Here is a 25,923-nt window from a genome sequence, read left to right as displayed (position 1 = left end):
TAAATGTCAGTCAATTCATCTGAGAAGTTAACTGTGATCGCTCTTGCTGCCGGTAAGGGCACACGTATGAAATCGCCACTTCCAAAAGTTCTTCATCCCGTGGCGGGCCGCCCGATGATTGAAAAAGTCATTCAAGCTTCCAAAGGTGCCGGTGCCGCTGAAGTTCGTGTGATCGTGGGTCACGGACAAAATCTCGTCCGCCAGGTCGTCGAACCTATGGGTGTTGCTTGTTACGTCCAAGACGAGCAATTGGGGACGGCACACGCCGTTCGTTGCGCCAAACCAGAAACCATCGAAGGTGACGTTGTTATCATGAACGGTGATCATCCGTTGATTGAAGCTTCGGATATCAAAGACTTCGTTCGTCACTTCCGTGATGAAAAATGTGATTTGGCCGTGGTGACTGCTGTCATTAAAACGCCGGGCGAGTTCGGCCGTATCGTGCGTCATCGTGGTGAACTTGCCGCGATCGTTGAAGCGAAAGATGCTTCGGTTGAAACTTTGAAAATCAAAGAAATCAATACAGGTATCTACGTGGTGAAGGGCTCGGTCCTTGCCGAATACCTTCCGAAGATTTCAAACAACAATTCAAAAAAAGAATTCTACATCACCGATCTTATTTCTTTGTGCATCTCGGACAAGCTGCGTGTGCAAGCCATTCAGTCGACTCCAAAAGTCGCTGTCGGTGTGAACAACCAAGTCGAGTTAGCTAAAGCCACTCGTCTTTTATTCAAACGCAAAGCTATGCGCTTGATGGAAGAAGGCGTGTTGATGATCGACCCTCGCACTGTCTATGTGGAAGAAAGTGTGGAGATCGGCGCTGGCACAGTGCTTTACCCGAATGTCTTTATTCGTGGTCGCTCCAAAGTCGGCTCTTTCACCGTGATCGAATCGAATAGTTTTATATCTGATTCAGAAATCGGCGATAGCGTGCAAGTGCGCGGCGGCAGCTATTTAGAACAAACGAAACTTCACAATAAAGTTTCTGTGGGCCCTTACGCGCGCCTTCGCCCAGAGACAGAAATCTTCGAAGAAGCTCATGTTGGAAACTTCGTGGAAATGAAGAAAGTGAAGTTCGGTAAAAAATCGAAAGCCGGTCACTTGACGTATCTTGGCGATGCCGAGATCGGAGAAGAAGTGAACGTAGGTTGCGGAACTATAACTTGTAATTACGCAGCTGACAGAAAGAAATATAAAACGAAGATCGGGAACCGCGTCTTCGTAGGCAGTGACACTCAGTTCGTGGCTCCTATCGAAGTTGGCGACGACGCCATCATCGGTTCTGGATCGACGATTACTAAAAATGTCCCAGCGAAAGCTTTGGCTGTCGCTCGTGGCAAACAATTCGTTAAAGAAAACTACGCTGTCAAAGCCACCGAACAAGAAGTGGCCGAGACTGAAAGCAAATAGGTGAAGTTATGTGTGGTATCGTTGGCTATTTAGGCCCTCAAAATCCCAAAGATGTGATTATCAGCGGTCTTAAAAAATTAGAATACCGTGGATACGACAGTGCGGGTGTAGCTATTCTTGATGGTGGCAAAACAAAACGCGTGCGTGCCCAAGGTAAACTTAAAAACTTGGAAGAAAAACTGACGTCAGAAAAGTTCGATGGTCGTATCGGCATCGGTCACACTCGTTGGGCGACTCACGGTAAACCTTCTGAAAGAAATGCCCATCCTCACCAAGTTCGCGGCATCAATCTTGTTCACAATGGCATTATCGAAAACTATCTTGAAATTCGCGAAGAGCTTTTGGCTCAAGGGGCGGAGATCACTTCAGACACAGACTCTGAACTTGTCGCGCATTTGATCGCGAACGAAGTCGAACTGACGAAAGATCTTTTCAAAGCCGTTGAAGGCGTTTTGCAAAAAATCCGCGGCGCGTTCTCTATCCTTGTGATGTGGGAGCAAGATCCAGATCGTCTAGTGGCTTTCAAAGACGGTCCACCGCTTGTTGTGGGTATCGGCGAAAAAGAAATGTTCGTGGCCAGCGACGTTCAAGCTTTGATTCAGTACACAAAAAAATTCGTTTACTTGGACGACCGTGAAATCGTGTCGATCAAAGGGGCGGATGTTCAGTTCTTCTCTGCCAACGGCTTTCCGATTCAAAAGAAAGTGGTTGAGCTGAACTGGAATCCAGAGATGGTTGAAAAGCAAGGTTATGCTCACTACATGCTTAAAGAAATCTATGAGCAACCTCGCGCGGTCGCAGCAGCAATTGAGCCGCATGTGAATCCAGAGAACTTCTCTGTCGCTCTTAAGAATGTCGGCTTTGGCGGACAACCTGTTCAAAAGCTGGAAGAGTTGGACACGAAAGCAGACTGGGCGAAAACTCAAGAGGTCTTTAAAAACATCGACCGCGTTTTCATCATCGCCTGCGGGACAAGTAACTATGCCGGCATGGTGGGTAAATACCTGATCGAACAATTGGCGAAGGTTCCGGTTGAATGTGATATCGCAAGTGAATTCCGCTATCGCAACCCGGTGATTCCTCCGCGCAGCTTGGTAATGACGATTTCGCAAAGTGGAGAGACGGCTGATACTTTGGCAGCAATCCGCATGGCTAAAGAATTGGGTGCGACAACTTTGAGTATCTGTAACGTGCGCAATTCAACAATTGATCGTGAAGCTCACGGTCACTTGTACATGAACTCGGGTCCGGAGATCGGCGTGGCTTCGACAAAAGCTTTCACCAGCACGATGGCGGTCCTTAACTGCTTTGCCATTTCATTGGCTCGCGCTCGCGGTGCGATGAATGAGGCGACAGAAAAAGAACTTGTGAAGTCTTTACTAGCGGTTCCAAGTCAAATGGAAGGTGTTTTGGCTTATGACAAGTACTTCGAAGAAGCGGCTTCAGGTTTGAAGTTGTTCCGTGGTTTCTTGTACATGGGTCGTGGTACCAGCTTCCCGATCGCAATGGAAGGTGCTTTGAAATTAAAAGAACTCGCTTACATGCACGCGGAAGGTTATGCGGCCGGCGAAATGAAGCACGGTCCTTTGGCATTGATCGACGAGCGTATGGCGATTGTGATGGTGGCTCCGACAGATCACCTTTACGAAAAAACCATCAGCAATCTGGAAGAAGCTCGTGCCCGTGGCGGTAAAGTGATTTCTATCGGAACTGGCGAAAACGAAAAGCTTCGCGCTATCAGTGAATACTATTTGGCAATTCCGAAAGCTCACTGGACTGTCGAGTCTATTTTGACTGTCATTCCATTACAGCTAATGTCTTACCATTTAGCATGCAACTTAGGTTACGACGTGGATCAACCACGCAACCTCGCAAAATCCGTGACAGTTGAATAAACTAAAAAGCCCTCTGAAAAGAGGGCTTTTTAATTCCTAAAATTTCAAACAAATTAAACGCCAGAGTTCATCAAGTTATAGAAAGATTTCACACGCTCGACGAAATCCACCGTTTCATAACCGCGTGCGGGGCCGTATTCTAGTTCCGCTGCGTAATCGGGGTTAGCCAGAAGAGGAAGAACCTCGCGCAAGTGTCTCCATGAATTAGGATTGCGACCCATTTTTTCAGCGAGCTTCTGCGCATCTTTCAAGTGAGCGACACCGACGTTGTAAGCCGCCAAAGTCAAAGCCAGACGGTCTTTCGGATTTAAGTCTTTCGGAGTGCGATTCCATAAGTAACGAAGATACTTCGATCCGCCCCAAATACTTTGCATTGGATCTGTGCGATCTTCGATACCCACGTGATCTGCCGTCTCTGTCGTTAATTGCATAAGACCGCGCACACCGGTAAAGCTGCGAGCATCAGGATTCCAATGCGATTCTTGATACGCCACCGAAGCAATCAATTGCCACGGAAGACCGTGCTCTTCACCAGCATCTTTGAAAGCCTGGCGGTAAAGAGGAAGTGTCGAACGGATCTTTTTAAAGAACTGAGCAATGTCGCGTTTATCCAGCTGGGCGAGATAAGTTTTGTAACGATCCAAAGTGCGCATGATTTCATCGTCCCGAGACGCCTGCTGATACCAAGCATTCATCAACTGGACGAGGTCATAATTATCCGGAGTCAAAAGCCAGCTTAAAGAATAAGACTCTGTGAGTGCAGTCACTTTTTCTACGGAAGTGTGATAGCGCGTATAGAAATCTCCGCTGAAGTTTTCTGCGATCACGCAATCGGTTTTACGCTGTGGCAGAGCCGTGAACAAATCCTGAGTTTTTGTATTTTCTAAGATTTCAAGTTGGACGGACGGGGAAAGCTGAAGCAGGCGTTGCGAAAGACCGAAGTAGTTATCTTTATTAAGAAGCTGGATGCGTTTGCCGTTAAGATCCTGGATATTTTGAACTTGGGATTTCTTATGGCAGTAAAGACTTAAAAAAGTCTCTTCATAGGCGGGGCTTTTTAAAAAGCCCATATTATTACGAGGAGTCCTCAAACGAGCCGCGGCGATATCGCCTTCACCCTTCATCAGGGCTCTTACCACCGAGTCTTCATCAGGAAGAACAATGTAACGGATCTTCAGGTTATAGCGGTGAGCGAAGTTTTCTAAAAGATCGTGATCGATTCCAAACGCAACGCCCTTTTTCGGCTTACTATATATAAGAGGACTTTGCGTGGTAAGGACAACAACTTCGCCTTTGGCTTGAACACGGGATAAGGTTTCTTGCTCGTCCCAATAAATGGCGTCGCAGCCATTCATCGCGATCGTCGTAAAACCCAAAGCGCTGACAAGAGCGACCTTGGTTAATTTCTGTCGAAATCTTAAAAACATACCCATGTGTTCGCCTTGAGTATCTGACGACGCGGCGCAGCCGCAAGCTCTAAGGGTGTGTTGGACCCTTAAAATTGTGAAAAACTGACGGTTTTTGGAAGAACTCCGGGGTGAATTAGAAAAAACTTCAGTCTCGGTCTTGAGTTACTGGGTTGTGTTACGAATGGGGGAGAAGCTCGCGATTGTAACGCGGGTCCTTCGATTCCGCGGCTTGTCGGAGCCTTTGGGCTGTCGAATGACTACGGGACACGGGCATCCAGCCCTCTGCCGGCCAGGGTACCGCATCCTGCGGGGCCGGAGGTCCCTTCGTCATCCGCCAGCCCAAAGGCTTCGCCAATCCACGGAATCGAAACCAGGTTTCAGGGATTTTTCCAATTCAACTCAGTCTAAGAGCAGATTGCATGATGAAGGTTTGCTATAACCGTTGAGCTTAAATCGTGGGCAGTTTTGTTTCTTGGGTCTTCTCTATATATAGACATGCTTTCTTGGGATTTTTTTTGGTGGGGACGGTTTGCGTTAGTTGGTGACTCGGGGTGGGGATTCTTGGATCGTCTTTGGCTGAAGACAGTGAGGGGTCAAGTGTCTGAGTTTTCTTATGTTCAAAGCAGAGGGTGGATTGAAATCGTTGTTGGGTCGATGTTCAGTGGGAAGACTGAAGAATTGATTCGTCGATTGCGTCGGGCGGAGTTTGCTCGGCTGCAGATTCAGGTTTTTAAGCCTATTATTGATAAACGTTATAATGAGATGGCTGTGACTTCTCATAATATGACGACCATGGATTCTTTGCCGATTCATGATGCGGAAGAGATTTGGAATCATTTGAAGCCGGGGACGAAAGTCATCGGTATTGATGAGGGGCAGTTCTTTTCTGCTAATTTGGTGCAAGTGGCGCAGGATCTTGCGGATCGTGGACTTCGTGTGATTATCGCGGGGTTGGATACGGATTGGCAGGGGAAGCCTTTTGAGCCGATGCCGACTTTGATGGCGATTGCTGAAAGTGTGACGAAGCAACACGCGGTGTGCGTGGTTTGTGGAGCTCAAGCTAGCCGTACGCAAAGAACTTCCGGTGGAGACAATCAGGTTCTTGTTGGGGCTCATGATTCTTATGAAGCTCGTTGCCGTGACCACTTCAAGCCTGAAGTGGATCAGCCGACATTAGATTGGAAATTAAAACGTGAAATGGAAATCTCCTAAAGGCTTTGGCCCTTAGGGATTCCAGCTTTGCAAAGCTTCTCGAGCTAAAGTGATTTGCTTTTTCTTGCGAAGTTCTTTGTCGCGCTCTTTTTCTGCCAAAGGGGGAAGAAGGGCGAAGTTGATGTTCGTAGGTTGGAAGTGCTCTGCTCTTGTAGGATCCGTGATCGCTTCTAACAAAGAACCAAACGCGCTGGCTCTTGGTGGTGGAGTGAAAGGGCGATCTTGAAGTTTTTGATTCAAGAAATGCGCAACCATCAGTCCCGTGCATGTTGATTCGAAGTATCCTTCGACACCCGTGATTTGCCCGGCAAAGAACAACCAAGGATCATTCTTGGAAGACAAATCCTGATTCAGTCTTTTGGGTGAGTTGATGAAGAGATTTCTGTGAATGCTCCCAAGCTTCAAGAACTCTGCATTTTCTAATCCCGGAATCATGCGGAAGACGCGCACTTGTTCTCCGTACGCCATGCGAGTTTGAAAGCCCACCATGTTGTAAGCCGTGCCTTCTTTGTTGTCTTGTCTTAATTGGACGACGGCCCAAGGGTAACGACCTGTGCGAGGATCATCCAAGCCGATCGGTTTCATGGGGCCGAAACGCAAAGTTTGAGGACCACGGTCAACCATCACTTCAATTGGCATGCAGCCTTCAAAGAAGTTTGTCGTCTCGAAATGTTTTGGTTCGATTTTACGTGCGTTTTTAATTTCTTCGATGAAGCGATTGTATTCTTCTTTGTTCATCGGACAGTTGTAGTAATCGCCCGTACCCTTGTCGTAACGATCTGCTTTCCATGCGATTTCCGTGTTGATGGTGTCGGCATCGATGATCGGCGCAATGGCGTCGAAGAAATAAAGGAATTCATCACCAAAGTGTTTGCGCATGTCTTCGGCGAGTTCATCATGAGTCAACGGGCCTGTAGCAATCACCGTTGGACGAGGCAACGAACTTAGCGACGTCACGACATCATTGCGGACTTCAATGCGCGGATGATTTTTAATTTTCTCGGTGACGATTTCAGAAAAGACCTCGCGGTCCATCCCTAAAGCCTGACCGGCTGGCACTTGCGCCTTAAATGCGGCATCTAAGATGTGGGAATTCATTTTTTGCGCTTCCCACTTTAGTTGTCCCGGAGCGGAGTGCTCACCCAAGCTACCAAAAGAATTCGAACAAACAAGTTCTGCGAATTTATGAGTTTTATGAGCAGGCGTCATGGTTTTATCGCGCATTTCGTAAAGAACGACTTGATATCCCATGTCAGCCAATTGTAATGCGCATTCTGAGCCTGCGAGCCCTGCACCAACCACTGTAATTTTTTGATTTTGAGTGAAATTTGTCATCTTTGTGGTAGACCTTTTCTGAGATGGATTACACAAACAAACCCAAGCGTAAATTTTCTATCGGCTCGGAAGTACTACAGAGTCTTTTTGAAAATGGCAAGTCGCCATTGTCAGAGCAATTTATGCGTTGGAAATTGTGGGCGAAATGGGAAGAAGTCGTGGGGCCCACCATTGCGAAAAATGCCGAGCCTGTAGGTTTTCAGCGCGGTGTTTTGTATGTTTGGGTGCGAAACTCAACCTGGATGCAGCAGATGAGTTTTATGGGGAATCACATTCGTGACACCATCAACCAAAAATTTGAGAAGAATTTTGTAAAATATATCAAGTTCACTCTGGACCGTCGTGAAGTTCCTTCGGCGGATCAACAGGGTTTCCGAGAGATGATTCAAAAGATCGCTCCCGAAGACGACAACGACTAAATCACTTCAAAGACTGTAAAGAGCGAATCCACGGCAGTTGGATTTTATCCAATTGCTGACGACTTTCTTTGTTCAGATGCGGACGAACTGTTTCTAACGCTAGGATTACGTTCACCTTCTGCGGGAAATCCAATTTTGTTCCATCGCCGTGAACATAGAAGCCTTCTTTGTCGTTATAAAGATGCTTGTTCATACCGTAATAAATTTCCAAAGCCGACCACTTGTAGGTTTCAAGCTCAGTCACTTCAGCCGCTTTAAGAAGAGCACGCAGGCTTAACGCTTGTTCTTCAGCGTTCACTTCAGGATTATTCGATGGTTGCAACTTATTGAGATAATAGTAAGACGGAAGCAAAGACTTTTCATTCATCAGCTGATTTGAAAGAAAGTTAGCTAAAGCGACGGTTAAAAGTTTAAGATCGCGTCGACCTTCCACCAAGGTTTCTAGAGCATTCAGTCCTTCGGCATCTTTTTCTAAAAGGATCGAAGATTTTGTATTCTCAACGCCTTCAGTGGCCTCTAAGAATTCAGCGATGGCTAAAATAAACTTCGCCATGTCCCGTGTCTTCACGGCGTTTGATTTTCTTCCGGCCTTGATGTCGACAATGCCGCCCATGACGGCAGTTTCAGTTGTCGTCGTGTATTGATCTGCCCACAAAAGTTTCTTATCCAGTGTGAGTAGAAAAACCGGCGTGGACTTCTTCGTGATATCTTGAAGCAATACGGCCACATCGCCAAGATTCAAAGTGAAAAGCATATCTTTGGGGAATAAAGATCTGTTTAAAGCTTCGGCTTGAATTTCCGATGTTAATTCCTGCGCTTTAATATTCCCTAGTGCTTTGTCAAAGTTCGTTTCTTTCCAATCGGCCATCACGCGCATCATGCGGCTTAAGCCGTGAATCTGTGAGGCGAAGGCTTCTGCTGAAAAGTTTTTCTCGTAAGCTATCTCTTCGTTGGCGTGAAATCCATCTTGCAATTGGATCTTGTCGGGGATGCGGTAAGAGTGCTCAGACTCATTAAGATTCATAATGTCTAAAGGCGCTTTGACCGCTTCCACGGGAGAAAGCAATGCGGGGATCAGGTTTCCGTTCACATCGCGATAACCACCGATGCTCACGAGCTTATTTACCTGCGATAAAGCCGCTTGAAAACTGAGAGCTGTCTCTGGTTGTGAGTACTCAAGAAGAAGACTGTTTGCCGCTAAAGAAGGGCCAATATTATCTGCCTGAATCTCGCTAATCGAACCTTGAGGCTGCACCGAGAAGGCCGCCTTGTTGGAAAGTTGGATTTTTACCTGCGAAGCCTCAAAACCCGCAACGTGGCCTTTTGTCTCTGGCAAAACTTTTTCGGACCACTTTGCAAAAAGATTTTTAATGTAGTCGCCATAATTGGACTGAACATTCGTCAGCTCTTTGCTTTTCTCAACCAAACCGGCATCGATTTTTTCTACAAAGATTGCCGGAAGCTCTTTTACAAAGTTCTGCGCGAACTTTTCGATTTCAGAATAAACATAGCCTTTCGTTTTTTCGTTCATTTCTTGGCGAAGTTGCTGCAGTCCGTACTTTTTAATTTTTGGAAGGATGAAGATCTTCTTGGCGATACCTTTGAACAAACCGCCAGAACAGCCATCTTTACGAAGACAATCTAGTTCCTTATCATCTTGATTCGTTAGAAAATCATAGAGGTCTTCGTTCACCGGTTTAAAATAGCTGGCTTTTTCTTCTGGAGTCAGAATACGCCAGATATCAACAAGAACTGTGAGTCCCGCTTGAGGCTCGTCTTGAATGGCATCTAAGCCTGTCGAGATAAGGCGACCTTGTTGAAGACTTTTTTGAAGTTCTGAAGGAACAGTAACTTCAAAATCCTTAATTACTTTTTCAACCAGATTCAGTGTCTGCGTCAGAGTTTTTGCGTTCTGCAAGTCTTGCATTAAACGCTGAATATCGGCGAACAAAGGTTTCGTTTGCAGTTGCAGTTCCGTTTTTACGCCCTCTTTGATCATCTCCGGCATATCTAAAGTATCAATCGAACCAAGAAGAGCTTCGGTGAATCTTTCGACGTGAAGTAAAAGACTTGATAAAGTCTCGGGCTGTTGCGGCCAGGGATAAGATCTTCCTAATTGAAGAATATTTCCGGAAAGAATCAGTCGTGATCTTTCAAGATCGACGGACACTTCGCTTAAAGTTTTTCTGACTTCTTCCTGAGTTTGGGCCGCGGCTAAAGATGCAAAAGGAGTTTGCGCCAAGGGCACCATCGTTGTGGCGCCGGGTTGCGCATAAAAACTTTGAATCCACTGCAAGCCTTTGTTTTTTAGAACTTCGTCGTCCCGTAAATTTCCAAGAGCAATTAAGTTTTCGGCTTGTTCAAAAAGGTCCGCGGTGGAAACCGTTCCTTGCCACACGAGGGGAGGGGTTTCTCTGTTAAACGAGCGAAGACGCGCATTCAGATCGGCGTCTTGGGATTTGGGGCCGAAAGCATTGCGAGGTGTTTCAAAGCGACGCTCTTCCGGTTTGGGTGCACAAGCACTCAAGGCAAGGACAGATGAAATTAGAATTTTAATGCTCGTCTTCATTTAAAATCCTTTAGAAAAACATCATCAAGTTCAGTTCTTGCACCAATTGGCGTTCTACGTTGACTCCCGCGATCACATCCGAAACTTCCAAGGACACGATCATGGGAAGTACGGCCGTCTTCTTAAAATAAGATTTCACAGAGCTGTAAGAGACTTCCGCTTTCACTCTTTGTGCCCGCATTTCGGTATTCAAAGCCAGAAGATCATAGCGAGAATTTTTAGCTCCAGAAAAACTGTCTTCGAACTTCGTGGAATATTCGTAGCCGCCACCGAAAGTCCAACTGTCATTGAGTTCATAGAATAAATTGCTGCCTAGTGATGTCGTGTCTCCTAACGAGCGATCGACCTCTTCTTTTGAAGCCTGATCAGGAAGAGTGTCATCCTCGTCCAAAGGTACACGCGCGGTGATTTTATCAGGGACGTTGTAGATATAAGAAAGATAAGGTACCAGAGTGAAGCTTTTCCCCATCTTGCGCGAATAAGCGATCGTATTATTGATATTCGTTCGGCCGAAGATATTTAATGCGGCAAGATTGTCAGGATCATAAGTCGGGCCTGTAGGTAAGCTGAGCTGTGCTTGATAGACAATAGCTTGTCTATTGTCTTCATAAAACTTATAGACGCTGGCTAACTGCACGTCTCCTAAAAAAGTCTCATCTTGATTGGTTAACGGGCGATAACCTTTTTGTTTCAAAGTTTGTTGAGTGGCGACAGCAAGATTCGTATTTAAGGCGCTATCAAGTTCGGCACTTAAACCGGAAAACTGCGCGCGGTAGTATTCAATATTAGAAAACTGCTGAGATATAGAAACGGTGTTTTTGTAAGTCACGACGGGTAAACCTAAACCCAGCGTCCATTTTTTCGTTAAGCCACGAGCAAACACAGGGGCGAAGTACTGCACCGTTGGTTTTGTATGAACGCGCAAGACTCCCAGATTAAAATCACTTCCCAGATTATGAGCACCAAAGCTGTTCAACGCATCAATCAGGCGTTTTGCATCGGAATTGAATTTCGCCAAAGTCGGAGCATCGAAGACCACAGATTTGTAGTCGCCCAGTTTCATCAAAGTGCCGTCTTCAATATACTTTTCATCAATGCCATCAATCTTCCCAAAACGAAATGAAGGACTGTTGATGCCTTCAGGAAGAACGTTTGTGGACGTCAAAGCCTGGGCGCTAAGAGCGCCGCAAAGTCCAAATAAGATTAAAAGGGCTTTGACTTGTTTCATCATCTTTTACTCTAAAGATAAGGCGTTTAAAGTTTTTTGAATCCAGTCCATGTGATACTGAACATTGATGTACTGACCGCGGTAATTGCACCAGTCCGGATCTGGATCCTCGGTTTGAGGAATTAATGATTTTGAAACAACACCGACAACCATCGTGTCTTCACCTGCAGTCAACATTGCGGGACCACCGGAATCGCCTTGGCAGACACCTTTGCCTTTGGTTTGATCCACTTCGAAAGTGGGAAGGTTCGGATCATAAGAGGTGATTTCAAGATTCGCCGTTCTTAAGATGCCCGCATTTCCAGGAAGAGATTTTTTGCCATTAGTTCTTCCGAAACCCGCGGCCGTTACGTTTTTTAATTCCAAACTCTTCTTAGCCTCAGGCAACGTCATGATCGTAACGTCTTCGGGGAGAGAGATTTCAAGAAGCATCATCGCTAGATCCGCCGTATCTTCTTTCGGATAATCGGGGTGACGAACGATTTTGATCACGTTGAAAAGGGCTTTCTTGTCTTCAATAGGAAGTTCGATACGAACGACATTGGCATTTTCCACAATACAGTGAGCCGCTGTCAGAATGATTCGTGGAGAAATAGCGGCGGCCGTACATTCCTGCACTTTGTATGATGTCGTAATTTTATTTCCATCGTCTTTAACTTGTTTGTTGTAAAGCGAGCGTAAGTGCAGAGCCTTGCGGGTCATGGCGTCTTCACGAGCCACTTCCGTCCCACCGACAATAGCCGGCGAATCCACCTGTGTAATCTCAGCCGGAGAGGTCTGAACATCGCTTTGACAGGCACTTAACAAAAAGGGAAGAACGAGCCATTTTCTCATGTCGACCAAGGCATGCAAAAAACTGGCTCGGCACAGCGAAAACAGGTTGTTTATTAGGTGTCTAAAACTTTGATAGGCGACCTAAAATGCACCTTAAAAAAGCCCTTGCATTTCTGCAAGGGCTTTCGTGCGGGGTCGAATTTAGTGAGAAGCGTGGTGAGTGGCACCGCCGCCGTGGCGTCTTGTTTGCCAGCCCTTCTTCGCTGCACGCACGCGGGATGCGTGGGATTGAGTCGATTTTGACGAAGAAGATTTTGAAGAGGATCTTGAAGACGCTGATTTTGAAGATGCGGATTTAGAGGAAGAAGATGATTTTGATTTTGCAGCGGCTTTTCCGCCTCGTTTACCGCCAAGTTTAGATGGCTCGGTGTTAGAAACTTTTTTACCGGCGCCGCCAGTTTCTTTATTCACCGTGGCCCAGCCGATTTGGGCAGCGCGCTTTGCTGAGTAGCCGCGTTTTTTCGCGCTTTCTTCGATATGTTCTGCTTGGCGTTTCTGTTTGCTCGTGTATTTTTCTTTTGAACCTCGTGGCATGATGGCCCTCCTTGTTTTCACCCTCATGCTAACGACGATTTAAAATTTTTCACACATTGAAAGCTTAGATTCTTAACACTGGAGCTTAGTCCTTCGTCTCTTTTTCGATAGAGGTGCGAAGCAATGACTTCACACGATTCTGCTGAGTCGATCCACCGAGCATCGCCTTCAATTGGTTGTGCACGCTAGGATCGTTGATCAAAGCTCCTAATGTGCCTTGGCCTTTATCAATTTTCGTCAAGATAGAGTCCAGCTTTTCCACGGAGCGAGTCAGCTTATCACCGGTGCCGCCTTCATTCATATTGGTGAGGACGCGATGAGCTTCTTTGCTCATCTGGCTCATGTTAGAGCTAGCCGTTTCTAGGTTTCCCATAATACGCACCAAACGATTGTCAGCATTCAGGCTGGCTGTCAGCTTGTAGAGCTCATTGATCGTATCAAAGATTCGATTTGTTTCGTTACCGCGTTCGGAAATAATGCCAATCAAATCAGTGGGTTTGGCAATGTCTAAAACATCTCCTTCCTTAACGACCGGACTTGAAGGATCGCCAGGAATAATAAAGACGAACTTATCACCCAATGCACCTTGAGTGCGCACTTCCACTTGAGAACCTTGACGAACGCGACCGATGTATTCTTCGTTAATGCGCATCTGCACATCAAGGGCGTTCTTCTCTGACAGGAAAGTAATTTTCTCGACGTTACCCACAGGAACACCGGATAAAGAAACCACGCTGCCTTCGGAAAGACCTTGGACCTGATCAAAGTGCGCATGCACGCGGATGTAGCTTGTGAAAAGAGCGCGGTCGGCACCAAGAAGAAAGATGGATCCCAAAATAAAGATGATCCCGATAGAAAGAAAGATTCCGACTTTCAATTGGGTGCTTGTTTGTGATTCCATTAGGCACTTTCTCCGTTAATGAACTGACTCATGGCTCCGCTGTCTGGAGCCTCTTTCAATTTTTCGATAGTATATTGTTCGCCGATTTTACCGTGCTGTAAAAGTGCGACCTTGTCACAAACGGCATACACGGTCGGCATATCGTGAGTGACGAGGATTGAAGTCACACCTTTGGCTTTCAAAGCCAAAATAGACTCTTGAATGCGTTTTGTATTATAGGGATCTAAGCCTGCTGTAGGTTCGTCGTACAAAACGACTTCAGGATGCATCATCATGGCACGAGCTAAACCTACGCGCTTCTGCATCCCGCCTGAAATATTGCCGGGCAACAAGTGTTCAGATCCCGCTAGGCCAAACTCCGCCAGCTGCTCGCGAATTTTTTCCGCGATCTCTTTTTCATTTAAATTAAAATGTTCACGCAGCGGATAGGCAAGATTTTCATATACCGACATCGAGTCAAAAAGAGCTCCGCCTTGAAACGCATATGCCACTTTTTTGCGAATCTCGTTGAGTTCGCGCTCTCTCATGCGGGCAATGTCGACGCCATCAATAAGGATTTGTCCTTGATCGGGCTTTTCCAGGCCCACCAAACTGCGCAGCAACACGCTCTTTCCTGTACCTGAACCACCAATGAGCCCTAGACACTCACCTTTGCGCACGTAAAAGCTCACACCACTGTGAATCTTTTTAGGACCGAACGACTTGTGAAAGTTAACGACTTCTATAAAGCCTTTTTTGGATTCGCTCATAGTTTCTCCACGATCCAGAAAAGTTTTGAAAGAAAGAAGTCACCGACCAAAATCAAAATTGAAGATACGACGACGGCTTTCGTTGTCGCGATGCCCACTTCTTTTGTACCTTCTTTGACGTTAAGCCCGAAGTAGCAAGAAGGAATGGCAATAAATAAAGCAAAAAAGAAGGTTTTTCCGAAACCGGAAAGATAATCCTGCATACTAGATGTCGTAATCACCTTAAGGAGATAGAAATTAGGATCAAGATTCAGTTCGGTGGCGCCGACTAAAAGACCGCCGGCATTCCCCACGATGTTGGCAATCGACACCAAGATAGGAAGTACGATCAAACACGCAAGCACTCGAGGAATCACGATTTTTTTAATCGGAGATGTTCCTAACGCACGAATCGCATCGATTTGCTGAGTGACGACCATACTTCCGATTTCACTGGCGATACCTGCACCAACACGAGCGGCGAGCATAAGACTTGTAAAAACCGGACCGATTTCTCGCAAGATAGTGACCGCTAAAAGTTTGGGAACGTAAAGCTTTCCACCGAATTTCTCTAGGCCCAAACCAAACTGCAGGGACATCACCATGCCGATACTGACAGCCGTCACCAGAATTAAAGGCATTGAACGAATACCAATTTGATAGATTTGCTCAATCAAGAGCTTCCAATAAAATCGGCCTTTGAAGATTTGCTTAAACACATCTGCAGACAATAAGCCGACACCACCGACGAAGCGGAGGATTTCAAGCATAAAGGCTGTCAGAGGTGTGTTAATTGAATTCATTAAGGAGCCTTGAAGTTCTGTTTGAAGTTTTCAAAAGTGTTGAGTTCGTTTTGAAAATTCTTTTCCACGCCTCCGTAAGTCAGCGTGTAGTTGCAACCATTCTTTTTAAACACCAAAAGAGAAAGCTGTACGGAAACGCCATCCACAAACCCTTGTGCTAAAGTTTGTCGGGCCGCGCGGCCGTTGAACGATGTGTCTTCAGATTTTAAAACTTTTAAAGAGTTCAGAGCGCTCAAAGAATCACTTTCCAGTTGCTGCAACGTAGGTTCATTTTTGCCACCACACTCAGAAAGATAAGAAATCGTATTCCCGGTTTTGCCGCTGATCCAAGCCTTGTCAGAGCTGTCAGACTTAATTTCATTAAAGGGAGCGGAAGGAGCCGAAAAGCTGACATCCTTTGCAGACGTGACTTTCCCGCCGGGTAATTGAACCGACACACAACTTCCAAGAAGCAAAAACATGATGCAGACAAAGACGTGGTTTCTCATAGCACCTATCTATCGGAATACTTAAGGTAAATATTCAGTCCTGACCTTGGCAAACAGGACCTAAGTCCACTGTCATCCATTTGTCAGGCCTGACAGAAAATCTATGAAACTTTTTGCCCATCTGGAACATATTTGCCAATAGACCAAAGAAATGCTGGCACCGTATGTGCAACAGCACAAGGAAGGGAAAAGGTGGGTTCAAGGAGTGAACACTTTGCGATTTTTCGTTGCGGCAGGATGCCTCATCTTAAGTCTAGCGTCAGCACAGGCTCAAACAGTCAGTGGCTTGATTAATTATCAGGGCGATACCGTTCATTTGGAACTCTCAGGTCAGCAAAACTGGGATTACGACGTGAAACGTTTGGAAGTAAAAAACCAAACTGTGGTCGAAATGACTGTTCCTGCGATGGATGACGCCACAATCAAAGCTCTTTCTTCATTTAAAAGTGATTTCGTAACGGGTGTCGCTGTCGATCGTAAAGGTCCAGATGGCAAACACGTGATCTCTTTTACATTGTCGGGCGATGACATTGATACCTTTGACTATTTAACAGATCAGCCTTCCAGATTGATCATGGATTTCTATGTAAATCCAAACAGCAAACCTAAAAAAGAAATCAAAGCCGTTGCTAAAAAAACGGAAACAGCACCCGCAGAAGAGAATGCTAAGCCTGCAAAATCGGTGGCAAAAACTAAAACTGATAAGAAAAGAAAACCCGCCACAGCAGACGTTTTGAATATTGCAAATCAAGGAACCGCTGTGGCGATGAACTCAGACCCAGTGAAATCAGGAATCTTTGATGGCGGCGATCCTAATTATGAGCGCTTTTCTATCAAAGACTACGAGATCAAAGAAGAAGCTTTGATCCGCGCTAAGGACAATTATTACATCCCGTTCCCTATGTTGGAAACTCCGGTGAGCTATTGGGAGAAGATGAAAGTCACTCCCACGATTTACGAAATCTCTGCAAAGTCTTCCGATGAAAACAAACAAGCGCGTTTGCTTCTGACTCTTTTTGAAAAGCAAAGATACGCGGTTTATTTGAAAACTCAGAATTGGTTTAAAGATAAATATCCAAAATCTGAGTACAACGAAATCATCGATTATATGACTGCCGATGTACACCTGGCTTTGTGGCAGGACTCTGGCAACAGTCAAAATTACGACGAAGCTGTTCAACGTTATAAGGAAGCGATTGAAAAATATCCGCGTTCTCCTTTGGCGGAAAGAACATCCTTAAAGATCGGCTACCTGGCATTGGAAAAGGGTGACTATCTTGGAGCTCTTCGTCTTTTCAACGAGCATATCGGTAATAAAAACTTCCCAGATAAAAATGCATTATCAAAAGACTTGGCTCGTTTGGGAACAGCTTTGGCTTACATGAAACTCAATCGTTACAACGAAGCTGTAGCGCAATTCGACGATATCGAAAAGAACTCGACGAATCGGGATCTGAAAGTGGAGGCGGCATTCCGTCGCGGTGACGTGTGGGTGCGCGGTAAAAACTACTCTAAAGCCGTTGAAGAATATCAACGCGCGCTTAAGAAGTACCCAGAAGGTCAAAACTCTTATCCTAATGCCTACTACAACCAGGCGGAATCTTTATTCTGGATGAATAAATACAATCAAAGCTTGGACACGTATCTTGAGTTTATTAAAAAGTTCCCAAGCAATGCCAACGCTCCTTACGCCATGACTCGCATGGGAGAGCTCTTGGATATCTTCGGTGCTGATAAATCCCGCGTGATGGGTGCTTATCTAGAAACGTATTTCCGTTACGGCGAAAGCCCAAGTGCAGTGATTTCTCGTCTGCGTTTGCTGAGCGGTCGTATGAAAGGCATGAAGCCAAAAGAAGTGAATAACGCTGTCGGCGAAATCATGTCATTGGCGAAAAAAGTGGATTTGCCAAACATGGAGCAGTTCGCAACCGTGATGGTGGCAGATGGTTACACTCAACGTGACGAATTCCAAAAATCTATTGATCTTCTTTCTAAGTATTACAAAGAGCATCCGACTTCTGTGGATGTTCCATTGATCACGAACAGAATTATTTCCAACATCAATGCGAAGTTGGAATCTGAAGTGAATCGTGGAAATTTCATCGAGGCTTTGAAAACTCACAGTCAATATGCCGACACGTGGTTGAAAAACTCGAAGCGTCTAGACACTCGTTACAATGTAGGACGTGCTTTTGAAATGGGTGGAGCACCGGTTGAAGCGGAAAAATATTATAAAGATGTTTTGAACCGTGTGTATGCCATTCGCGGAACTCCCGAGGCGAAAGAAGTTCAGGTCAAAGAAGAAATTCCGACGGAAGATGAATTGAATCTGCGTTTGGCAGCGGTTTTCACTCAAGAAGGTAAGTCCAACTTGGGTTATGAGTACCTAAAAAACATTAAAACTCCGGAAAAGCTTTCAGAAGCTGCACAAATCGAAAGAGTGAACATTGCTGTTCGTCTGCTTGAGAAGCGTGGCGATAATGAGTCGGCGATTCGCTATTTAGGTGAACTGCTTCGTACGTGGAAGGGCCAACCGGAACTAGTGGCTGAACCGTATTTGAAATTGGCAGAACTTCAGCAAAAACAAAACCGTCCTACTGAAGCATTGCAAGCTTTGGAAGTGGTGGATCAATTACAAAAAGATTCTGGCAAGGTTTCCACTGTCGTACATGCGAAAGCCTTAGAAAATATTGGCGATCTTTATCTGAACAAAGGTGATGAGGCGAAAGCCACAGAAGCTTACGGAAAGCTTCTGCAAAAGTACGAAGAAAGCCGTCCTCTTTCTTCGATTCGTTACAAGCTAGGACAGATTTATTTCAAACGTGGCGAAGTGCAAAAAGCTGCGGAAGTTTGGAATGAATTTAAAGGTGAAAAAAGTGGCTTTTGGAAAAACTTGGCGCAAGAGCAGCTGAAGAATTCCGAATGGCGCGACGGTTATAAGAAATATATCCAAAGAATTCCAGCTATGTCTGAGAACGAGCAAGGGCAATAGGGAGATTTGATGTCGTACTTTGATTTTGATGCGATACACATCGAAGACAGAAGAATGCACGAAGTAAAGCAACTAAGTTTGCAGTTGGCAGCAACGCAAGCAAGTCTGTTGATTCTTGGTGAAGCCGGTGTGGGAAAAACCAGTTTGGCTCGCTACATCTATGCAAAAAGCCGCTCGGCTCGTTTGTACACTTTGGATTGTAAGAATGCCGGCGGTTTTGATTTTTCAAAAGTCGATGGTGGCACTCTTCTGATTGAAGATTTAGATTGTGCAAATCTAGCATTGCAAAATGAATTGATGAAGTTGGTGGAAAGAGCGGGCACGTCTCGCCCACGTTTCATTTCGACTTCACGACGTGATCTTCGCTCATTGGTAAAACAAGAACAGTTCCGTCAGGATCTATTCTATAAGTTGGCTGTGGTTCATTTAGAAGTTCCTCGTCTTGAAGATCGTTTGGCTGATTTCCAGAATATTGTGACTTTTATTTTAGAAGTCGCGCAAATCATGCACGGGAAATCAGGCTTGCGTTTGACGGCCGAAGCTTATGAGCGTTTGGCGGCATGGAACTGGCCGGGAAACATCCGTGAACTTGAAAACGTTCTTGAAAGATCTGTAGTTCTTGCAAAATCTTCACTGATTGGCCCTGAATCTATTCAATTTGAGGCCATTGTTGAAGATATGGAACTGGATTTTGCCCCTGGAATGTCCCTTTCTGAGGTGGAAAAGCGTCTTATTATACAGACCTTGGAGTTGACGGCGCAGAACCGTACTCGAGCTGCTCAGATGTTGGGGATTAGTATTAGAACATTGAGAAATAAATTAAATGAATACAAGGAGGCCGGTGTTTTATGAGTAACGGAATTTTTGATAAAACAACCAATGCCCTCGCCACATCGTTGGCGATGAGACAACTCCGCCACAACGTCACGGCTTCGAATATCGCGAATGCCGAGACTCCGGGCTATCACGCTAAGAAAATGGATTTCGAAGGCGCGTTGCAAAGAGCCCTGGATTTAGATGGCGCAAACTCGCTAAGCACAAGTGATTCACAGCACTTCGGCATCGGTGGAGTTTCTGTTTCAAAAACTAGACCTGATATCTATGAAGACCCTGAAGGTGCCGTGAATAACGATGGCAACACAGTGGACGTAGAAAAAGAAATGTCGGCGTTATCAGAAAATGCGGTTCTGTACAAAGCAGCTCTGCAACTGATCAACAAAAAAATGGCCGCGCTTAAATACGCAGCCAACGACGGTAGGTAGCGACGAACATGGACCTCGTTGGGCTGAGAATTCCTAGTTACTTAGCCCTGAAGCGAGTTCCGCAGCAGTAGGTTCCAATGGAACCACGTCCGCGAGGACTGTTCGAGCGAAAGGGTAAGTAACTAGGAAGTCTCGGCCCAGCCGAGAGTTCTGAGAGGAGGCCAGAATGGCTGATTTTCTGACAGGGATGAGAGTAAGTAGCAGTGGTATGGCAGCGCAAAGAATGCGCATGAATACTATTGCGAGCAACATCGCGAATATCAATACGACTCAGACGCCTGAAGGTGGTCCGTATCGTCGTAAGGACGTGGTTTTTGAGTCGATGCCCGACGCCAAAAATTTTGGCGAGATCATCACCTCGACCGATCCTAAGGGGAATTTCCAAAGGGTCCAGGTTACTGATATTATCTCGGACCGCAAGGCTCCGCTGTTGAAATATGAACCAGATCATCCTGATGCAAATGCCGATGGATACGTCGCTTATCCCAATATCAACCTTATGGAAGAGATGACCAATATGATACAGGCCACTCGTTCTTATGAGGCGAATGTGACGGCTCTTCAAGCGTCAAAAGATATGGCGTTGAGTGCTTTAGAGATAGGTCGCTAAGACTGAAAGCCCAGGAGGAATTTTCCTAGACTGGGGCAAATTTTAAGGACTTTTTTAGTTTAGTTTTATACAATTTTTGTAAGAGGAAAGGTGAAGCCATGGAAGGTTTTACTGTATCAAATGCAAACAGATTTCTCGATACGGGTGTCATTCGTGACTCCAAGTCTTTAAGCATCGAGGGTCCTTCATCAACGAGTTCTACAGCAGATACTGGCAAGAGCTTCGCCGACACCCTGAAAGACGCCGTCAGCAGTGTGAACGAGATGCAAAAGTCTTCGGATAAGGCTATGCAAAACTTGGCCACTGGAAAAACAGACAACGTCGCAGAAGTCATGATCGCCGCTGAAAAAGCAGACATCGCCCTCAAAGTGATGGTGCAAGTACGTAACAAGATTATTGATGCGTACCAAGAAGTCATGAAGATGCAGGTTTGATTTTATTTATTTGGGATTTCGGTTTTAGGTCGGAGGGGTTACCTTGAACAAAATATTTGGCGGATTGGTTGTCCAGTTTAGAGAGTTCTTCAAGAATTTAGGGCCAACCAAAAGACTTTCAGTCATTGCGGTTACAGTCATAGCTGTTGTGGCTTTATTGACGATGCTTTTCATGGCATCCGGTAAAGACTATGTGCCGCTCTTCACCAATATTCCGACAGAACAAGTTTCTACAATCGTTGCGAAACTGAATGAAAAGAACATCCCTTTCCAACTTCGTGACGAAGGTAAAACTGTCGCTATTCCAAAAGAGCTTTTGCATTCAACGCAAATGACGTTGATGTCTGAAATCGGTTCTCCCAAAATGGGTTCCATCGGTCTTGAGATCTTTGATAAACAAGACTTCGGAATGAACTCTTACGCTCAGAAAATCAATTACCAAAGAGCCCTTCAAGGTGAATTGATGAGAGCGATCAACACTTTGACCGCTGTAAAGCAGTCTAAAGTGATCTTGGCATTGCCCAATAAAAAAACTTTCCTTGAAGAAGGCGGCCAGGCATCAGCTTCGGTTGTCGTTGAACTTCATCAGGGTAAAGAACTGGCTCCCGAACAAGTGCGTGGTATCCGTTACCTAGTTGCGAATGCAGTTGAAGGTATGGATGCAGATAAAGTCACGGTTCTAGATGAGCGTGGTAAAGTTCTGACTCGCCAGGAAAATGGCGCGACGACAGGTTCCAACGATCTTTTGGATTTAAAGGCAAAGATCGAAGGCGATCTTGAAAATCGTATCGAAGACATTCTTTCTAAAGTTGTCGGTCACGCTAAAGTCGTCGCAAAAGTCGATGCGACTTTGAATCACCGTGTGATTTCTTCGGTCGAAGAATTAGTAGATCCAGATAAAACGGCGATTCGTTCACAACAATCTGAAGAGGAATCTTTAGATGGTTCCCGTGTGAATCCTGCCGGCGTTCCGGGTTCTCGTTCCAATCTTCCAGGTGCGGAAGATCAAGGAACTGTGGGCTTTAAACAAGACGTTAAAAAAGAAATCAAAACAACAAACTACGAAGTTCCAAAAACTGTGCGCAACATCCGTGAAGCTGCGGGTAATTTAGAACGCGTCAGTGTGGCGGTTGTGGTTGATGGTATTGCCGTTACTAAAACAAAAGAAGACGGCACGACAGAAACAACTTACCAACCTCGCAGTGCGGAAGATCTTAAAAAGTACGAAGACTTAGTTAAAAACGCGATCGGTTTCAATACAGCTCGCGGTGACAGTGTCAGAATTGAAAGCATGCAGTTCCAGCCGGAAGACTTTTCTGAAGCAGAGAAGATCTTAACAACATTGGAACGCAAAAAGTTGATCCACGCTTTATTTAAATGGGCGCTGTTGGGATTCAGCTTGGCTCTCTTCTTCTTTATCGTGGTTCGTCCATTCATGCAGTGGATTACAGACAGTTTCCAAGACTCTGTGGAGGAAATGTTGCCTCGTACAATTGAAGAACTTGAAGAATTACAATCCGTGGATAACACGCTTCCTGGTATGTCGGCGGCTCTTCCTGTCCTGCAGGAATCTATCGATCCAGAAAAAGCGGAAAGCGAACTTCTCAAAGATCGTATCATGGCGACTATGTCACGAGACGAAGAGAAAGCAGCCAATGCCTTTGGTATGTGGCTTGTTAGGAAGGATGGCTAATGAAATTACATAAGGCCGATAATATCGAGTATGAACAGCTCAAAGGTTTTGATAAGGCCGCAATCCTTATCAACTATCTGGGTAAAGACGCTGTGAAAGTCCTTCTTCGCCGCATGGATGATGCTGACATTCGCAAACTTATCAATCAGATGAGTAAATTGCGCGTCGTTCCTGTTCACGTGACAAAGCGTGTGCTGGAAGAATTCTACGAAATGATCTCTGAAACAGAAGATTACATCTTCTCTGAAAGCATCTCTGCCAAAGACACGATCGTGGATGCCTTGGGAGAAGAAAGAGCCCGTGGTATCCTGGGTGGTTTGAATATCACTTCCGGTGGTTCTCGTTCTTTGGAATCTCTTGAAATGGTCGATGCGAAATCTTTAGCGACGTTCTTAGTGAACGAACATCCTCAGACGGTCGCCGTGATCTTGGCGCATCTAGAGCCGGAGAAAAAAGGTGAGGTTCTAAAACGTCTTCCAGAAGCTCTTCAAGCCGAAGTGGTTCTGCGTATGGCGAACTTGGAACACGTGGATCCAGAATTGATTTCTGAAATCGATAAAGTTTTGAAAAACCAATTGTCCAATACGGCAACAGTCGAACAAGCTGCTTTGGGTGGTGTTCAGCCGGTGGCCGAAATGCTCAACGTTATGGACAAGAATACCGAGACAGCGATCATGTCCCGCTTGGAAGAAAAAGATCCTCTTCTTGCCGAAGAGATCCGCAAGCTCATGTTCGTTTTCGACGATGTTGTCAAAATCGACGACCGTGGTATTCAAGCGCTTCTCAAAGAAGTGCCGAACGAAAAACTTCTTCTGGCACTCAAAACAGCCAGCGAAGAGATTCGTGGAAAAATCCTCAAGAATCTTTCTCAACGTGCGGCAGATATGTTGCGCGAAGATTTGTCGAACATGGGACCTTCTCGTTTGTCAGACGTCGAATCTGCCCAACAAGAGATCGTCAACGTGGCTCGCCGCTTAGAGGCGGAAGGAAAGATCTTGATCGCAAGAGGTGGTTCAGAAGATGCAATGGTCTAATTCGGGCTCAGGGAGCTCTAACGCCTCTCTTAATGCTAAGACGAAGTCAGTTCTTCCTAAGGAAGTGGCTGAAAAGACCGTGCTGGAGTTTGTACCCGTTCGCTTTGATCTGGGCACACCCGAGCAGGCTTTGAACTATCTTGCTGAAAAGAAAAAAGGTTCTGACTTCCGCATGAACGATGCTGTCCGTATGCAAACGGGCATTGATGATGTCGAGCAAGTCAGTGAAGAAGAAAAAGTCGAAGAAGCCGCTCTTGAAAAGTTAAAAGAAATTCAAGAGGGTGCTTACCAAGAAGCTTACCGCCTTGGTTTGGAAGAAGGCCGCAAAGAAGCTTTTGAAAAAGTCTCTGCGGAAATTGCTTCTCGCATGGAAACCATGGATGTCCTTTTGAACGGTATCAAAGAATTGAAAACGGAGATGGCTTCTTTCAATGAAGCTCATCTGGTCAAAGTGGCTTTCCATATGGCAGCACGATTGGCAAAGACCGAACTTCAAAATAATAATGAAGTGATGGTGCAGATTCTAAAAGATGCTGTCAGTCTTTCTCAAGACGAAGAAAATATCACGGTGCGTGTGTCTCCGGGGCAATTTGAATTCCTTGAAGAACTAAAAAAAGAATCAGGCCGTGAATTGGAATTCGTAAAGAGGATCCGTTTTGAGCCAAGTTCTGAGGTCGCTGATGGCGGTTGTATTGTTCAAACTAACTATGGTGAAGTCGATGCACGCATCGAACAGCGTATTGAACAATTGTGGACCGCTCTTTCTGAAAACATGCCGAAAGTTAAAGACAAGGTTGCTAGCTAATGAACGAACTTGAACTGAATCTGGAGAAGTACTCTGATGTCATCAGCTCCATCCACTTAACTCGCGATAGCGGGAAAGTGACGGAAGTAAATGGCATGCTCATCAAGGGTTATCTTCCAGGTGCCAGTGTCGGAAGTATCGTGCAAATCATCCCTTCAGGAATGGATAAGTCTTTCCTGGCAGAGGTCGTTGGTTTTAAAGACAAGCATGTTCTTATGATGGCCTTAAATGACATGCGTGGCGTGGCTTTGGGTTCTAAGATCATCTTAGCTCGCCAGATTGCCACCGTTCGCGCCGGCGATGAACTTTTAGGCCGTGTGGTGGATGGCTTGGGTCGTCCTTTGGATGACAAGGGCGAAGTTGAAAATTTCCGTGAAATTCCTCTTTACAGTGAAGTGCGAAATCCTTTGGATCGTCGCCCTATTCGCGAACCTATTGACTTGGGTATTCGTGCTATCAATGGCGCATTAACCGCGGGCCTGGGCCAGCGTGTCGCTATTATGGCAGGTTCTGGTGTGGGTAAGTCCGTCCTTTTGGGGATGATGGCTCGTAACACCAATGCCGACGTGAATGTGATCGCGATGATCGGTGAACGGGGCCGTGAGGTTCGTGAATTCATCGAACACGATTTGGGACCGCAGGGCATGGCTCGTTCGGTTGTTGTCTGTGTGACCAGTGACCAAAGCCCGCTGCTTCGTATGCGTGGTGCTTATGTCGCAACGGCCTTGGCAGAGTATTTCTGTTCTCAAGGTAAAAACGTTCTTCTGATGATGGATTCGGTGACGCGTTTTGCGATGGCACAACGTGAAATTGGTCTTAGCACGGGTGAACCACCTTCACAAAAAGGTTATACGCCCAGTGTGTTTGCGACCTTGCCAAAACTTTTAGAGCGCGCAGGTTCCTTTGAAGGAGAAGGCAGTATCACAGGTTTTTATACAACCCTTGTTGAAGGGGACGATATGAATGATCCTATCGGGGATTCTGTTCGTTCTATCGTCGACGGACATATTGTTCTAAGCCGTGCTTTGGCGCAAAAAGGCCACTTCCCGGCGATTGATATTATGCAAAGTGCAAGTCGGGTGATGCGTGCGGTTTCTTCGCCAGAACACGCGAAGCTCGCGCAAAAGCTCAGAGAAACTTTGGCGATCTATAAAGACGCCGAGGATTTGATTAACATCGGCGCTTATAAGCCAGGATCAAATCCAAAGATTGATAAAGCGGTGAAAGTGATCGATGCGGTGAATGACTTCTTAAAACAAAGAGTCGAAGACCCCACAAACTTCACCCAGACCGTCCGTCAAATGCAGCAAATCCTAATGAACGCTTAA

23 protein-coding genes are annotated in these 25,923 nt (G+C 45.7%); 13 read left to right on the top strand and 10 right to left on the bottom strand.

Annotated features, from left to right (window positions below; all coding sequences use genetic code 11):
• Window positions 1–3 precede the first annotated feature (3 nt).
• Together glmU and glmS are read left to right on the top strand one after the other, a co-directional pair.
• Window positions 4–1,410 carry a bifunctional UDP-N-acetylglucosamine diphosphorylase/glucosamine-1-phosphate N-acetyltransferase GlmU gene (gene glmU / locus AZI85_RS00390; RefSeq protein ID WP_063242229.1) on the top strand — a complete coding sequence of 469 codons (1,407 nt, stop codon included), beginning with the start codon at window positions 4–6 and terminating at the stop codon, window positions 1,408–1,410.
• A gap of 8 nt (window positions 1,411–1,418) precedes the next feature.
• The gene (gene glmS / locus AZI85_RS00385; protein WP_063242228.1) at window positions 1,419–3,305 is read left to right on the top strand and encodes a glutamine--fructose-6-phosphate transaminase (isomerizing); all 1,887 of its coding nucleotides are present in this window, start codon (window positions 1,419–1,421) and stop codon (window positions 3,303–3,305) included.
• A 53-nt stretch (window positions 3,306–3,358) separates the two neighbouring features.
• Here glmS and mltF read toward each other — a convergent pair whose 3' ends face one another.
• Window positions 3,359–4,738, bottom strand: a complete 1,380-nt coding sequence (mltF, locus tag AZI85_RS00380; protein ID WP_253720736.1) for a membrane-bound lytic murein transglycosylase MltF — start codon at window positions 4,736–4,738, stop codon at window positions 3,359–3,361.
• Window positions 4,739–5,311: 573 nt separating this feature from the next.
• Between mltF and AZI85_RS00375 the strand changes: the two genes are divergently transcribed.
• Window positions 5,312–5,926 (top strand): thymidine kinase, encoded by a 615-nt coding sequence (locus tag AZI85_RS00375; protein ID WP_063242632.1) that lies wholly within the window; start codon window positions 5,312–5,314, stop codon window positions 5,924–5,926.
• 12 nt (window positions 5,927–5,938) lie between these two features.
• Here the strand turns inward: AZI85_RS00375 and trmFO are convergent, their stop codons facing one another.
• Window positions 5,939–7,261, bottom strand: coding sequence for a methylenetetrahydrofolate--tRNA-(uracil(54)-C(5))-methyltransferase (FADH(2)-oxidizing) TrmFO (gene trmFO, locus AZI85_RS00370; protein ID WP_063242227.1), 1,323 nt, complete (start codon window positions 7,259–7,261; stop codon window positions 5,939–5,941).
• 23 nt (window positions 7,262–7,284) lie between these two features.
• Between trmFO and AZI85_RS00365 the strand changes: the two genes are divergently transcribed.
• On the top strand, window positions 7,285–7,680 hold the full coding sequence (locus tag AZI85_RS00365; RefSeq protein WP_063205206.1) for a DUF721 domain-containing protein: 396 nt from the start codon (window positions 7,285–7,287) through the stop codon (window positions 7,678–7,680).
• Between the two features lies 1 nt (window position 7,681).
• Here AZI85_RS00365 and AZI85_RS00360 read toward each other — a convergent pair whose 3' ends face one another.
• From AZI85_RS00360 to AZI85_RS00325, 8 genes are all read right to left on the bottom strand, one after another.
• The gene (locus AZI85_RS00360; RefSeq protein WP_063242226.1) at window positions 7,682–10,249 is read right to left on the bottom strand and encodes a hypothetical protein; all 2,568 of its coding nucleotides are present in this window, start codon (window positions 10,247–10,249) and stop codon (window positions 7,682–7,684) included.
• A gap of 10 nt (window positions 10,250–10,259) precedes the next feature.
• Complete coding sequence (locus tag AZI85_RS00355) at window positions 10,260–11,480, bottom strand: hypothetical protein (protein WP_253720731.1); 1,221 nt, start codon at window positions 11,478–11,480, stop codon at window positions 10,260–10,262.
• A 3-nt stretch (window positions 11,481–11,483) separates the two neighbouring features.
• Complete coding sequence (locus AZI85_RS00350) at window positions 11,484–12,311, bottom strand: S1 family peptidase (RefSeq protein ID WP_081110882.1); 828 nt, start codon at window positions 12,309–12,311, stop codon at window positions 11,484–11,486.
• Window positions 12,312–12,452: 141 nt separating this feature from the next.
• Window positions 12,453–12,845 (bottom strand): hypothetical protein, encoded by a 393-nt coding sequence (locus AZI85_RS00345; protein ID WP_063242224.1) that lies wholly within the window; start codon window positions 12,843–12,845, stop codon window positions 12,453–12,455.
• A gap of 85 nt (window positions 12,846–12,930) precedes the next feature.
• Window positions 12,931–13,746 carry an MlaD family protein gene (locus AZI85_RS00340; protein WP_063242223.1) on the bottom strand — a complete coding sequence of 272 codons (816 nt, stop codon included), beginning with the start codon at window positions 13,744–13,746 and terminating at the stop codon, window positions 12,931–12,933.
• Window positions 13,746–14,495 carry an ABC transporter ATP-binding protein gene (locus AZI85_RS00335; protein ID WP_063242222.1) on the bottom strand — a complete coding sequence of 250 codons (750 nt, stop codon included), beginning with the start codon at window positions 14,493–14,495 and terminating at the stop codon, window positions 13,746–13,748. Before AZI85_RS00335 ends, AZI85_RS00340 begins: the two co-directional genes overlap by 1 nt.
• On the bottom strand, window positions 14,492–15,277 hold the full coding sequence (locus AZI85_RS00330; RefSeq protein ID WP_063242221.1) for an MlaE family ABC transporter permease: 786 nt from the start codon (window positions 15,275–15,277) through the stop codon (window positions 14,492–14,494). Before AZI85_RS00330 ends, AZI85_RS00335 begins: the two co-directional genes overlap by 4 nt.
• On the bottom strand, window positions 15,277–15,714 hold the full coding sequence (locus AZI85_RS00325) for a hypothetical protein (protein ID WP_253720729.1): 438 nt from the start codon (window positions 15,712–15,714) through the stop codon (window positions 15,277–15,279). Before AZI85_RS00325 ends, AZI85_RS00330 begins: the two co-directional genes overlap by 1 nt.
• A 256-nt stretch (window positions 15,715–15,970) precedes the next feature.
• On the opposite strand from AZI85_RS00325, the gene AZI85_RS00320 reads away from it, so the two are divergent.
• The 9 genes from AZI85_RS00320 to AZI85_RS00280 all read left to right on the top strand — a co-directional run bounded on the left by AZI85_RS00320 (window position 15,971) and on the right by AZI85_RS00280 (window position 25,923).
• The gene (locus AZI85_RS00320) at window positions 15,971–18,757 is read left to right on the top strand and encodes a tetratricopeptide repeat protein (protein ID WP_063242630.1); all 2,787 of its coding nucleotides are present in this window, start codon (window positions 15,971–15,973) and stop codon (window positions 18,755–18,757) included.
• A 9-nt stretch (window positions 18,758–18,766) separates the two neighbouring features.
• Window positions 18,767–19,609: a sigma 54-interacting transcriptional regulator gene (locus tag AZI85_RS00315; RefSeq protein ID WP_063242219.1), complete on the top strand. Its 843-nt coding sequence runs from the start codon at window positions 18,767–18,769 to the stop codon at window positions 19,607–19,609.
• Window positions 19,606–20,019 (top strand): flagellar basal body rod protein FlgB, encoded by a 414-nt coding sequence (gene flgB / locus AZI85_RS00310; protein WP_063205192.1) that lies wholly within the window; start codon window positions 19,606–19,608, stop codon window positions 20,017–20,019. Before AZI85_RS00315 ends, flgB begins: the two co-directional genes overlap by 4 nt.
• Window positions 20,020–20,185: 166 nt before the next feature.
• A complete protein-coding gene (flgC, locus tag AZI85_RS00305; protein ID WP_063205191.1) occupies window positions 20,186–20,629 on the top strand; it encodes a flagellar basal body rod protein FlgC in 444 nt (147 codons plus the stop codon).
• 98 nt (window positions 20,630–20,727) lie between these two features.
• Window positions 20,728–21,063, top strand: coding sequence for a flagellar hook-basal body complex protein FliE (fliE, locus tag AZI85_RS00300; RefSeq protein WP_063242218.1), 336 nt, complete (start codon window positions 20,728–20,730; stop codon window positions 21,061–21,063).
• Between the two features lie 43 nt (window positions 21,064–21,106).
• A complete protein-coding gene (gene fliF / locus AZI85_RS00295; RefSeq protein WP_063242217.1) occupies window positions 21,107–22,756 on the top strand; it encodes a flagellar basal-body MS-ring/collar protein FliF in 1,650 nt (549 codons plus the stop codon).
• The gene (gene fliG, locus AZI85_RS00290) at window positions 22,756–23,790 is read left to right on the top strand and encodes a flagellar motor switch protein FliG (protein ID WP_063205188.1); all 1,035 of its coding nucleotides are present in this window, start codon (window positions 22,756–22,758) and stop codon (window positions 23,788–23,790) included. The genes fliF and fliG overlap by 1 nt, the downstream gene beginning before the upstream one ends.
• Window positions 23,777–24,595, top strand: coding sequence for a FliH/SctL family protein (locus tag AZI85_RS00285; protein WP_063242216.1), 819 nt, complete (start codon window positions 23,777–23,779; stop codon window positions 24,593–24,595). Before fliG ends, AZI85_RS00285 begins: the two co-directional genes overlap by 14 nt.
• Window positions 24,595–25,923 carry a FliI/YscN family ATPase gene (locus AZI85_RS00280; RefSeq protein ID WP_063242215.1) on the top strand — a complete coding sequence of 443 codons (1,329 nt, stop codon included), beginning with the start codon at window positions 24,595–24,597 and terminating at the stop codon, window positions 25,921–25,923. Before AZI85_RS00285 ends, AZI85_RS00280 begins: the two co-directional genes overlap by 1 nt.

The sequence above is a fragment of the Bdellovibrio bacteriovorus genome (assembly GCF_001592755.1).
Classification (GTDB): domain Bacteria; phylum Bdellovibrionota; class Bdellovibrionia; order Bdellovibrionales; family Bdellovibrionaceae; genus Bdellovibrio; species Bdellovibrio bacteriovorus_E.
This window is presented reverse-complemented; position numbering and strand designations above follow the sequence as displayed.

Coding starts and splice junctions, on each gene's coding strand:
- glmU (WP_063242229.1), top strand. CDS start 4: ATGTCAGTCAATTCATCTGAGAAGTTAACTGTGATCGCTCTTGCTGCC.
- glmS (WP_063242228.1), top strand. CDS start 1,419: ATGTGTGGTATCGTTGGCTATTTAGGCCCTCAAAATCCCAAAGATGTG.
- mltF (WP_253720736.1), bottom strand. CDS start 4,738: ATGGGTATGTTTTTAAGATTTCGACAGAAATTAACCAAGGTCGCTCTT.
- trmFO (WP_063242227.1), bottom strand. CDS start 7,261: ATGACAAATTTCACTCAAAATCAAAAAATTACAGTGGTTGGTGCAGGG.
- AZI85_RS00365 (WP_063205206.1), top strand. CDS start 7,285: ATGGATTACACAAACAAACCCAAGCGTAAATTTTCTATCGGCTCGGAA.
- AZI85_RS00360 (WP_063242226.1), bottom strand. CDS start 10,249: ATGAAGACGAGCATTAAAATTCTAATTTCATCTGTCCTTGCCTTGAGT.
- AZI85_RS00355 (WP_253720731.1), bottom strand. CDS start 11,480: ATGATGAAACAAGTCAAAGCCCTTTTAATCTTATTTGGACTTTGCGGC.
- AZI85_RS00350 (WP_081110882.1), bottom strand. CDS start 12,311: ATGAGAAAATGGCTCGTTCTTCCCTTTTTGTTAAGTGCCTGTCAAAGC.
- AZI85_RS00345 (WP_063242224.1), bottom strand. CDS start 12,845: ATGCCACGAGGTTCAAAAGAAAAATACACGAGCAAACAGAAACGCCAA.
- AZI85_RS00340 (WP_063242223.1), bottom strand. CDS start 13,746: ATGGAATCACAAACAAGCACCCAATTGAAAGTCGGAATCTTTCTTTCT.
- AZI85_RS00335 (WP_063242222.1), bottom strand. CDS start 14,495: ATGAGCGAATCCAAAAAAGGCTTTATAGAAGTCGTTAACTTTCACAAG.
- AZI85_RS00330 (WP_063242221.1), bottom strand. CDS start 15,277: ATGAATTCAATTAACACACCTCTGACAGCCTTTATGCTTGAAATCCTC.
- AZI85_RS00315 (WP_063242219.1), top strand. CDS start 18,767: ATGTCGTACTTTGATTTTGATGCGATACACATCGAAGACAGAAGAATG.
- flgB (WP_063205192.1), top strand. CDS start 19,606: ATGAGTAACGGAATTTTTGATAAAACAACCAATGCCCTCGCCACATCG.
- flgC (WP_063205191.1), top strand. CDS start 20,186: ATGGCTGATTTTCTGACAGGGATGAGAGTAAGTAGCAGTGGTATGGCA.
- fliE (WP_063242218.1), top strand. CDS start 20,728: ATGGAAGGTTTTACTGTATCAAATGCAAACAGATTTCTCGATACGGGT.
- fliG (WP_063205188.1), top strand. CDS start 22,756: ATGAAATTACATAAGGCCGATAATATCGAGTATGAACAGCTCAAAGGT.
- AZI85_RS00285 (WP_063242216.1), top strand. CDS start 23,777: ATGCAATGGTCTAATTCGGGCTCAGGGAGCTCTAACGCCTCTCTTAAT.
- AZI85_RS00280 (WP_063242215.1), top strand. CDS start 24,595: ATGAACGAACTTGAACTGAATCTGGAGAAGTACTCTGATGTCATCAGC.